Genomic DNA, 10,753 nt, shown 5'->3' on the forward strand with positions numbered 1-10,753 from the left:
AAAACGTATGACCTACGCCGTCTCCGAAATCCGATCCGCCGCCCGGCCGCGAAAGCAACGGCTGAGCAAGGCCGCGATCGAGCCGTGGCTCTACCTATCGCCTGCGATCGTCCTGCTGGTCCTGGTGCTTTTGGTGCCGCTGGTCATCGGCATCAGCTATTCCTTCCGCAAATTCTCGGCCTTCAAGTCGCAATATGTCGGCCTCGCCCAATACCAGGCGATGCTCTCCGACCAGATGCTCGGCCAGGCGCTGATCAACACGTTGTGGTGGACGGTTGCCAGCCTGTTCTTTCAGTTCTTTCTTGGCCTGGGTCTCGCGCTGCTGCTCGACAAGCCCTTCTACGGCCGCAGGATAGTGCAGGCTGTCGTGTTCCTGCCCTGGGCAGTGCCGTCCTTTCTCTCAGGCCTCACCTGGGCCTGGCTGTTCAACCCGATCATCGGGCCGCTGCCGCATTGGCTGTTCGCGCTTGGCCTGAAGGCGGAGCCGACCAACGTGTTGTCCGATCCCGCCACCGCCATGTGGGGGCCGATCGTCGCCAACATCTGGTTCGGCATCCCGTTCTTCGCCATCACGCTGCTGGCGGCGCTGAAGTCGATCCCTTCCGAGCTGCATGAGGCGGCGGCCATCGACGGCGCTTCGCCCTGGCAGCGCTTCACCAAGGTGACGCTGCCCTTCCTAGCGCCGACCATTGTCATCACAGTCATGCTGCGCACCATCTGGATCGCCACCTTCGCCGACCTGATCTTCGTCATGACCGAGGGCGGGCCGGCCGGCTCCACAAGCACGGTGCCGGTCTACATCTATGTCAGCGCCTTCAAGTCGCTCGACAAAGGCTACGCTTCGGCGGTTGCGGTGCTGCTTCTGGTGCTGCTCATCGCCTACGCCATCGGCCTGATCGCCATCCGCCGCACGCTGGTGAGGCACGTCTGATGATCGCCGGTCGCTCAACCTCCTCGCGCATCTTCGGCGGCATCGGTCTCTACGGCGCTATCGCGGCCTACGTGATCTTCGCGCTGTTTCCGATCTTCTGGACGCTCAAGATCTCGGTGACGCCCGAACGCCTGCTCTATTCCGAAGGCATCACCTTCTGGCCGTCGCAGACGACCTTTCAGAATTTCGTCACCGTGCTCGAGGCATCGGACTTTCCGCGCTATTTCCTCAACAGCGTCATCGTCTCGGTGTCGACGGCCGCCTTTGTCACGGTCATCGCTACGCTTGCCGGCTACGCCATGTCGCGCTTCACTTTCCGCGGCAAGGCGACTTTGGCGATCCTGTTGCTGCTCACCCAGACCTTCCCGCTGGTCATGGTCATTCCGCCGATCTACCGCATCATGGGCGACCTCGGCCTCACCAACAGCCTGATCGGCCTGATCATCATCTACACCGCCTTCAACATCGCCTTCGCAACCTTCCTGATGCAGTCCTTCTTCGACGGCATCCCGAAAGACCTGGAGGAAGCGGCGATGATCGACGGCTGCACCCGCGCTCAGGCGATGCGCCGGGTGATCGTGCCGCTGACCTTGCCCGGCATGGGCGCGACGCTGGGCTTCGTCTTCACCGCCGCCTGGAGCGAGTTGCTGTTCGCGCTGATGCTGATCTCCAGCGACGAGCAGAAGACCTTTGCCGTCGGCCTGCTCACCTTCATCGGCAAGTTCGCCGTCGACTGGGGGCAGATGATGGCGGCTTCCATCCTGGCGCTGATCCCGGTCTGCGCCTTCTTCGCTTTCCTGCAACGCTATCTCGTCACCGGCCTCACCGCCGGCGCGGTCAAAGGATGAAAAATGGCTTCCGTCACGCTGCAAAACGTCGAGAAGGATTACGGCGCGCTGCGCATCCTGCACGGCGTCGATCTCGAGATCGCCGATGGCGAGTTCGTCGTGCTGGTCGGCCCGTCCGGCTGCGGCAAGTCCACGCTGCTGCGCATGATCGCCGGCCTGGAGGAAGTTACCGGCGGCGAGATCCATATCGGCGAGCGGCTGGTCAACGACGTCGCGCCGAAGGACCGAGACATCGCCATGGTGTTCCAGTCCTACGCGCTCTACCCGCATATGGATGTCTCCTCCAACATGGGCTTCAGCTTGCTTTTGAAGAAGGCCGAGAAGACGACGATCGACGGCAGGGTGGGGGCCGCCGCCAAGCGGCTCGGCCTCGACGCCTATCTCGGTCGCCTGCCGCGCCAGCTCTCCGGCGGCCAGCGCCAGCGCGTCGCCATGGGCCGCGCCATCGTGCGCGACCCCAAAGTGTTCCTGTTCGACGAGCCGCTCTCCAACCTCGACGCCAAATTGCGCGTCCATATGCGCGCCGAGATCAAGGCGCTGCACCAGCAGCTCAAGACCACTTCGGTCTATGTCACCCACGACCAGATCGAGGCCATGACCATGGCCGACCGCATCGTCGTCATGCATGACGGCTATGTGCAGCAGGTCGGCCGCCCGCTGGAGCTTTACGACCGTCCGGTCAACACCTTCGTCGCCGGCTTCATCGGCTCGCCGGGCATGAACTTCCTGCCGGCTAAGGTCGCCAAGGGCGGCAAGGCGGATGCCGTGCTCGCCGATGGCCAGAAGCTGCGGCTGCCGGATGGCCTGCCGCTGAGCGATGGCGACGATCTCACCATCGGACTGCGGCCGGAGCACATCAAGCTCGTGGACGACGGCGCGCTGAAGGCCGAGATCGAGGTGGTCGAGCCGCTCGGCCTGTCGACGCAATTCTACGTCAGGCTGGCCAACCAACAGATCTGCGTCTTCGTCATGGGCCGCAGCGATGTGAGGCCGGGCGACAGGATCCGCCTCGCCGCCGATCCGACGGCGCTGCATCTGTTCGACCCGGTGAGCGGAAACCGGATCGGCTAGCTGGCCAACAGCGGCGCGTCATCGGAACGCTCCGCCAGCAACCCACCTGCCGCAGACGTGGGTGTTCAACTCAGGCGCGATCGTCTCGCTGGTCATGGCAACCAACTTGATCGCTTAAGGGTCGACGTCTTCGAGAATGTCGAGCAGTGAATTGCGGCTTTCGAGGCCCACGCTCTGCTAAACTCCTGTTGATTCGTCTCGATAGGAAAAGGCATGAGCAAGGCCCTCGGCACATTCGCACTGGTCACGGTTTTGAGCGCTTTGCTGATGGCGCTGTCATTGGCCGTGGCGAGGCACGGCTATCCCTATGGCGCGTTCGGCGTGAAGCGTCTCGACGGCATCGCCGACGCCGGCTCGTTCCTGGCGATCGCCGCCGTCTATTTTTTCGCTGCCATGCTGATGATGATCCTGCCCATCCGCGCCGCCGGCGTCGTGCTGACCCACGCGGCCGATGCGATCTTCTGGGCGACGATCGTATTGTTCGCGACCATCGTCGGCTCGCTGCTTGCCAGGTGGGCCTTCGGCCAGCACGAGGTGCTCTGGGCGCTTTTCAACTGGCGTTTCCTGTTCGTGGCTGTGATCGTTGCGGCACATCTCACCATGAACGAGCTTCGCCGCAACATCCTGCTCAGAAGCCTGTTCTTCGTCGCCTTCGGCGCGGTCACGCTCGCCTGCCTGTTCTGGTCGTTCTCGACCTGACGCGGCAAGGCCCTAGGTTTGTCGCAGAAGGCCGGTAGACCTGCCACGGGACAATCATTATATCATTTGTCCGACAATTGACCGGCCGACGGACTGCCGCTACCCCCAGCTTCAAGGAACAAGACAATGACCGTGCTGCGTAAGAACCTGATCGACGGCGAGTGGCTTGGCGAGGCCGGCTCGCGCAACATCAACCCCTCTAACACCAACGACATCGTCGGCGAATATGCTTCGGCCGGGCCTGAACAAGCCAAGCAGGCCATCGCGGCCGCCAAGGCGGCCTTTCCGGCCTGGTCGCGCTCAGGCCCGCTGGCCCGCCATGCCGTACTGAAGAAAACCTCCGACGAGATCATGGCACGCAAGGACGAGATCGGCCGGTCGCTCGCGCGCGAGGAAGGAAAGACGCTGGCAGAGGGCGTCGGCGAGACGATCCGCGCCGCGCAGATATTCGACTTCTTCGCCGGTGAGACGCTGCGTCTGTCGGGCGAGATGGTACCGAGCGTTCGGCCTGGCGTCGGCGTTGAGATGACGCGCGAAGGCGTCGGCGTCGTCGGCATCATCACGCCGTGGAATTTCCCCATCGCCATCCCCGCATGGAAGATCGCGCCGGCGCTGGCCTATGGCAACACGATCGTCTTCAAGCCGGCCGAACTGGTTCCTGAAAGCGCCTGGACTATCGTCGATATCCTGCACCGCGCCGGCCTGCCCAAGGGCGTGCTCAACCTTGTCATGGGCAAGGGTTCGGTGGTCGGCCAGGCGATGCTCGACAATCCCGATGTCAACGCCGTCTCTTTCACAGGCTCGGTCGGCACCGGCAAGCGCGTCGCCGCGGCAAGTGTGGAGCACATGCGCAAAATCCAGCTCGAAATGGGCGGCAAAAATCCGCTCGTCGTGCTCGACGACGCCGATCTCGCGGTGGCCGTCGACTGCGCGGTCAACGGCGCTTATTTCTCGACCGGACAGCGCTGCACGGCGTCCTCGCGCCTGATCGTCGCCGATGGCATCCACGACCGTTTTGTCGACGCGATCAAGGAGCGCCTGGACAAGCTTGTCATCGGCGATGCGCTCGATGCCAAGACCCAGATCGGTCCGGTCGTCGACCAGACCCAGCTCAAGCAGGACGAGGATTACATCGCCATCGGCCGCCAGGAAGGCGCCGAGCTCGCTTTCGGCGGTGACCGGCTGGAACGCGGCGCGCCTGGCTTTTATCTGCAGCCTGCGCTGTTTGTCGGCTCGACCAATGCGATGCGCATCTCGCGCGAGGAGATTTTCGGCCCGGTCGCCAATGTCATCCGCGTCAAGGACTATGACGAAGCGCTGGCTGTCGCCAACGACACACCGTTCGGCCTCACTTCCGGCATCTGCACCACCAGCCTGAAGCACGCGACGCATTTCAAGCGCAATTCCGAAGCCGGCATGGTGATGGTCAACCTGCCGACGGCGGGCGTCGATTTCCACGTGCCGTTCGGCGGCCGCAAGGGCTCGAGCTACGGCCCGCGCGAACAAGGCCGTTACGCGATGGAGTTCTACACCACGGTGAAGACCGCCTATACATTCGCCGGCTAGAGCAATTCCAGGAAAAGTGTTGGCGGTTTTCCGTCCGGAATTGCGTGAAAACAAGGAGATAGGGCGTTTCGCCGTTTCCATGAAACGGTGAAACGCACTAGTCCAATCCGGGAGGAGATCGATGAGCGTGGCCGACATGACATGGCTCAACCCGCCGCCGCACCACACGGTCGGCGACGGCACGCTCACCGTCCGAACAGGCAAGGACACCGACTTCTGGCGCGAGACCTTCTACGGCTTCTGGCGTGACAACGGCCATTTCCTCTACCGTTCCGTCGAGGGTGATTTCAGCGCCGAAGTCACCGTCAAGGGCGACTACAAGGTGCTCTACGATCAGGCGGGGCTGATGCTGCGCCTGAGCGAAACGAACTGGATCAAGGCCGGCATCGAATACACCGACGGGCTGGCATACTTCTCCGTCGTCGTCACCAACGACACTTCCGACTGGTCGCTGGTCGCCATTGCCGCCGGCAAGGACGGCGTCAGGATCCGGCTGACCCGCCACGCCGAGGCGATCCGTATCCAGTATCTGGACGCCTCGGACGGCCATTGGAAACCGGTGCGCCTGGCCTATTTCCCGATCTCGAAATCGGTTGATGTCGGCATGATGTGCTGCTCGCCGCAGCGCGAAGGCTTTGAGGCGACCTTTTCCGGCTTCACGATCGGGCCGGCGATTGCAAGGGACCTGCATGGGTGAGTGCGGAACCGCGTGGTTCTTTCGCGATTGCCGCGAAAAGGGTAACACGGCGCCTTGCCAGACGCAGCATGGCACGGGCCGGCGGCCAGGCAAACCTTCGCTGCCGTTTGGGGGCAAGGCTTTTCTGCGTACCAGGCTGCGCCGTTGGAAAACCGCCTGGCGCGGCAGGCCGATGTAACATAGGCGTTTACACGGCACGTGCAGGATTTCGAGCTTGGGCAAGCCGATCGGGCGGATCCCCAGATCGTTGGCGAGCACGCCAAAAGCCTCTCAGGTCGGTGCCGGCATGCGGCCGATGGCCGGCCTCTCGTCCTCGGCGGGAACGGCCATCTGGCGGCGCCGGAAAGCCGGCAATGGGCTCAGCTTGAACAGGCCGTAATAGACGACGAAGGACGCCATGAAATAGGGGCCGAGCATCTCGACCTCGAAGAAGGAGCGGATCAGCATCAGCCCGGTCGCGCCGGCAAGCACCACCGAATCGGCACTCCACCCGCCGAACACCACCTTCGATACGTGGCCGTAGAAGGCGCGCAGGATGACCAGCGCCAGCAAGGTGACGCCGATGAAGCCGATTTCGACCAGCGTCTCGACATAGGTGTTGTGGAAGTGGAAGCCGGAGCGCGTCGAGATATAGAATTCCGCCCACAGCCGCTCCGGATCGGCAAAACCCTGCACCCAATAGGCGGCATAGCCATAGCCGAGCAGCGGACGCTGCTGCGCTGCTTCCCAGCCCTGTTGCCACAGATAGGTGCGGCCGGTGAGCGTCGAATCCTTGCCGAAGATGCCGAGCACGACATCCAGCAGCCCGAGGTTGAGCGCTGCCACCACGCCCGTCACCAGCGCCCCGGCGCCGACGATGAACAGCACCCGGCGATAGCGTCGCGACAGGACCTTGGTCATGGTGAGCAGCGCCACGATGCCAATGACCGCCGGCAGCGAGGCCACCGACGTCGCCGAATGGGCGATTGCCAGCATATAGACCGACAAAAGCATGATCGGCGCGGTCCAGACGAAGCCCAGCCAGTTGCGCCGGTAGAAGACAAGGAACGCCAGGCAGAAGAAGATGCCGAGCGAAGAGAAGAAGCCGACCTGGTTCTTGGAACCGAAGGCGCCGACGAAATTGACCGTGCCGTCGAGAGTGTCGAGCGCGTAACCGCCGACTCCGAGTGAATAGAGCAGAACGAAGAAGATGCCGATCAGCGAGCCCACCACCAGCGTGCGCACGCTGATCGTGCGCGCCGCGACATAGGCGCAGACGATATGCGAAGAATATTGCACTGCCGCGCGCGCGCTGATGCCCGCCGCCTGCGACCAGAACACCGAGAGGCAGACATAGGCCGCAAGCAGAATGGGCAGCCAGGCGCTGGAGAGTTTCCAGGTGAAGCGCCGATAGTCGACGAACAGCAGCGGCAGCCAAACGGCGTAGTAGGCGAGGATCAGGATCTGGCCGAAATTGGGCGAGTAGGCGAAGGCGAGCGTGGAAACCGCGACGGCGAAAATGCCGTAGGTCTCGTTGCGATCGGGATCGATCAGGATGGATTTTGGAATCTTCATACCGGCTTTTTGTCCCGCGCTAAGCCACGGCCCGGGCGCGCTGCATCTGCCGCTGCAGGAAGCGCCGCACCGGCTCATCATAGACGCGCGTGGCGATGTCAGCGATGACGACAACCGTCGCCGCCATCACGATGCCGAACAAGGGATGATGCGCGAACGGATCGATCGAGAAGGCCTTGCCGGCCCCGGCGATGATCATCAGCATCGGCGTGTGGATGATGTAGATCGGGTAGGAAATCCGCCCGAGCCAGCCATAGACGCCTGACAGTCGCGGCGCGGTCGGCGCCACCGCGCCGGTCATCACCATGATCGGGAAGACGATGACGATGGCGCAGAGGTCGTAGGCAATGCGCGCGCCGCCGGCAGCCGGGGCAATGGCGAAGACGGCAAGCGTGAGCAGGATCGCGCCCTCGACCCAGAAGCCGCGCCGCAGGAAGCCGAAGCTGCCCTGCCAGCGCGCCATCGATCGGCAGAGCAGCACGCCCAGGAAGAACGAGAAGGTTACGCGCGGCAGCCCGCTGACGATGGTCTTGCCGGTCATGCCGAAATCGAGAGTGCCGGCGAAAACCGAGGCGACGACGAGCAGCACGAGGCTGGCGCCGACGATCCCCGTCAGCACCCGCCGCGACAGGAGCACGAAGACAGCGACATAGGCGATGTTGACGATGAGCTCGAAGAACAGCGACCACGATGCCGGGTTGAGAGGAAAGATCGTGTGATAGGCGTCGCTGACCAGCGGGATGAAGAACATGCCGGTCGTCAGCTGCATGCCGATCTCGGACAGCGGCATGTATTCCGCCGGCATCAGTCTGTTCTTGACCAGCAGATAGAAGAAGCCGAGCAGCGTGCCGGCTAGATAGAGCGGATAGAGCCGGATCAGGCGGATGGCCACGAAAGTGCCGAAGCCCATGCCGGTTTCGATCTTGCGGTCATAGGCATGCGCGATGACGAAGCCGCTGAGCAGGAAGAACAGATCGACCGCGAGATAGCTCGACGGCAGCACCTTGCCGTCGGCGAGGAATGGCGAGAAATGGTAGAGCATGACGCTGATCGCCGCCACGCCGCGGATGGCGTCGAGGTTCAGATACACGTGACGCTGGGCTGCGGGCTGCATGTTATGCCTTCAAGCGGTCCAAACAGATCGCTCGCCCGCGCTGCGCGCGAACGAGCCTGGCTTGTCCCTCCCGCCCCCGTTCCCGGTTCGCTTCGGACAAACCCGGGCCGGCGGCGCTATTGGCTGGCCGTCGGCGCCAGCTTCACCTTGATCACGTCGCCCGGCAGGATAGGCGTGTCTTCCTTGGCTTCGACCTCGCTAGTCTTGCCGTCGACGACGCGCACCAGCGAATAGAGCAGGGCTGGCTCTTCATTGCCGGTGTAGGCGGCAGCCGTTGCCGGATCCGATGCCTGTGCGATCAGGCCCTTCTGCATGCCGACCCTCAAGGCCGCCTCATTAAGGTTCGCTTCCGTTGCCTGCCGATCGGCGGTGAGGGTCGAACCCAGTGTGTTGCGGGCATCGATGGCGTCCTGCTCCGCCTTGCTGATCGACTGCTTGGCGGTGAGGATGGCCGTCTCATAGTCCAGGATCTTGCCCTGCAGGTCGGTGACCGACTGTTGCGAGGAAAGCAGGCGCGCATTGGCGACCAGGCCCTTCTGCGCCAGTGGACCGATGCTGTCGGCCTGCTTCGAGGCCAGATCGACCTGCTTCTGCTGATTGGCGATCTTTTTTTGCAGCGATTCGATTTCCGACTGCAGAACACCCTTCAGATCATCGAGCGCATCGAGTTTCAGCTTCAGCGATTTCTGGTCGGAGACCAGGATTGCCGTTTCGTCGGCGACGATGGTCGGCAATCTCGAATCGCCCTGAATTTCCTGAGGCACCTCGAAAGTCGTTTTCCCGGCGAGGTCGGCGTCGATGCGGGCTCGCCTGACCATCAGCCGCAAGCGCTGGTCGTCATAGATTTCATAGCTGCCCTTGGCGGTGATCAGATCCTTTTCGAGCTGCGGACCATAGTCGGCATTGCGCCTTATACCGCCGGCAATGCTGATTGCCTTGAGCACAGTCAGATCGGGCACGAAGGGAAACTGCCCGGGATTCTGGACTTCGCCGGAAATGTAGAACGGCCGGAACTGCGCCATCTCGACCGAAGCTTCCGGCTTGTCGGGCAGCGCCAGCTTGCGCTGCAATGCAAGCCCGATCGCGGAAGCGATCTCGGCTGTCGTCTTGCCGGCGGCCTGCATGTCGCCGACGAACGGCACCGAGAGCGTCCCGCCCGGGCCGACCGCATACTCGCCATTGAGGGCCGACCAATCGCGGAACGTGCCGTCGACCGTCTGCCATTCGGCGACCCGGATGTTGAGCTTGTCCAGCGGTCCAAGCCGATAGTCGCTGGCGGCAGCGACCTGCGGCATGACCAGCAACGCAGCAAGCAAGACGCCGCCGAAGCGGGCTGTGGTCCTGGATATGAGACTGCATGCGAAGGGCAGTCCGAAGAGGTCTTTTGTCAAATACGTTTTCCGATTCGCTTTGGCCCCATCCGCCCGATGAGATCACTGCCGGATGCCTGCCCCGAATCTGGCGGAGCAGGCCCGTCGGTCAATAGCTGCCGCGTGACATCCACACGGCAGGAACAGTCTTGAAGATGATGCGAATATCCCCGGACAACGACCAGTTCTCGACATAATGGCGATCGAAGGCGACGCGCGTGTCGTAGGATACGTCGTTGCGGCCGCTCACCTGCCACAACCCGGTGAGACCAGGGCGCGACTTCAGGTAATAGACCGCCGCGCTGCCGTAGATTTCCAATTCGTCGCGCACGACCGGGCGCGGGCCGACAAGACTCATGTCGCCCTGCAGGATGTTGAGGATCTGCGGCAGCTCATCGAGGCTGAGCTTGCGAAGCACCTGGCCGACGCGGGTGACGCGCGGATCGTTCTTCAGCTTGCGCGTCGCGATCCATTCGGCGTTGGCTTCCGGATTGGCCGCCAGATACGCAGCGAGCACGCGCTCGCCATCCGGCACCATGGTGCGGAATTTGAGGCAGGAGAAAATCCTGCCGCCGCGGCCGATACGCTTGTGGCCATAGAAGATCGGACCATTATCCGAAAGCTTGACCAGCAGCGCGACCATCAGGAAGAGCGGGCTCAGCAGGATCAGCCCAGCCAGGGAACCAACGACATCGAAACTGCGTTTGAGCAGACCGCCGATGGGGGGTGGAAAATCAACGCCGGCCTGCGCAAAACTCGCATTAGCCGACTTGGCGACGTCCCTCATGCAGAAGCTCCATACGTTGAACGGATGGTTTACGGCAAGATACCAAAAAAATGCTGCAGCGCAACACACAATTTCCCATCGCGTTGAAATGTTCACGTCATGAATTGATTAAATAA

Annotated in this window: 10 protein-coding genes; 6 read left to right on the top strand and 4 right to left on the bottom strand. The window is 62.7% G+C overall.

What is annotated here, in order from left to right:
• The first annotated feature begins 7 nt into the window (after nucleotides 1–7).
• From FJW05_RS05365 to FJW05_RS05390, 6 genes are all read left to right on the top strand, one after another.
• A complete protein-coding gene (locus FJW05_RS05365) occupies nucleotides 8–931 on the top strand; it encodes a sugar ABC transporter permease (RefSeq protein WP_140628853.1) in 924 nt (307 codons plus the stop codon).
• A complete protein-coding gene (locus FJW05_RS05370; protein ID WP_140628855.1) occupies nucleotides 931–1,779 on the top strand; it encodes a carbohydrate ABC transporter permease in 849 nt (282 codons plus the stop codon). The genes FJW05_RS05365 and FJW05_RS05370 overlap by 1 nt, the downstream gene beginning before the upstream one ends.
• A gap of 3 nt (nucleotides 1,780–1,782) precedes the next feature.
• Nucleotides 1,783–2,850 (top strand): sn-glycerol-3-phosphate ABC transporter ATP-binding protein UgpC, encoded by a 1,068-nt coding sequence (gene ugpC / locus FJW05_RS05375; protein ID WP_140628858.1) that lies wholly within the window; start codon nucleotides 1,783–1,785, stop codon nucleotides 2,848–2,850.
• Between the two features lie 213 nt (nucleotides 2,851–3,063).
• Nucleotides 3,064–3,549: a hypothetical protein gene (locus tag FJW05_RS05380; RefSeq protein WP_140628861.1), complete on the top strand. Its 486-nt coding sequence runs from the start codon at nucleotides 3,064–3,066 to the stop codon at nucleotides 3,547–3,549.
• Nucleotides 3,550–3,675: 126 nt separating this feature from the next.
• Nucleotides 3,676–5,115 carry an aldehyde dehydrogenase family protein gene (locus FJW05_RS05385; protein WP_140628864.1) on the top strand — a complete coding sequence of 480 codons (1,440 nt, stop codon included), beginning with the start codon at nucleotides 3,676–3,678 and terminating at the stop codon, nucleotides 5,113–5,115.
• Between the two features lie 121 nt (nucleotides 5,116–5,236).
• Nucleotides 5,237–5,812, top strand: coding sequence for a DUF1349 domain-containing protein (locus FJW05_RS05390; RefSeq protein WP_140628867.1), 576 nt, complete (start codon nucleotides 5,237–5,239; stop codon nucleotides 5,810–5,812).
• Between the two features lie 270 nt (nucleotides 5,813–6,082).
• On the opposite strand, the gene FJW05_RS05395 is transcribed toward FJW05_RS05390, so the two are convergent.
• The 4 genes from FJW05_RS05395 to FJW05_RS05410 all read right to left on the bottom strand — a co-directional run bounded on the left by FJW05_RS05395 (nucleotide 6,083) and on the right by FJW05_RS05410 (nucleotide 10,637).
• The gene (locus FJW05_RS05395) at nucleotides 6,083–7,366 is read right to left on the bottom strand and encodes an O-antigen ligase (RefSeq protein ID WP_140628869.1); all 1,284 of its coding nucleotides are present in this window, start codon (nucleotides 7,364–7,366) and stop codon (nucleotides 6,083–6,085) included.
• Between the two features lie 19 nt (nucleotides 7,367–7,385).
• A complete protein-coding gene (locus tag FJW05_RS05400; protein WP_140628873.1) occupies nucleotides 7,386–8,480 on the bottom strand; it encodes an acyltransferase in 1,095 nt (364 codons plus the stop codon).
• 116 nt (nucleotides 8,481–8,596) lie between these two features.
• A complete protein-coding gene (locus FJW05_RS05405; protein ID WP_140629722.1) occupies nucleotides 8,597–9,775 on the bottom strand; it encodes a polysaccharide biosynthesis/export family protein in 1,179 nt (392 codons plus the stop codon).
• 184 nt (nucleotides 9,776–9,959) lie between these two features.
• Nucleotides 9,960–10,637: a sugar transferase gene (locus FJW05_RS05410; RefSeq protein ID WP_140544958.1), complete on the bottom strand. Its 678-nt coding sequence runs from the start codon at nucleotides 10,635–10,637 to the stop codon at nucleotides 9,960–9,962.
• Between the last annotated feature and the right edge of the window lie 116 nt (nucleotides 10,638–10,753).

It is taken from the genome of Mesorhizobium sp. B2-9-1 (assembly GCF_006439455.1).
Taxonomy (GTDB): Bacteria; Pseudomonadota; Alphaproteobacteria; order Rhizobiales; family Rhizobiaceae; genus Mesorhizobium.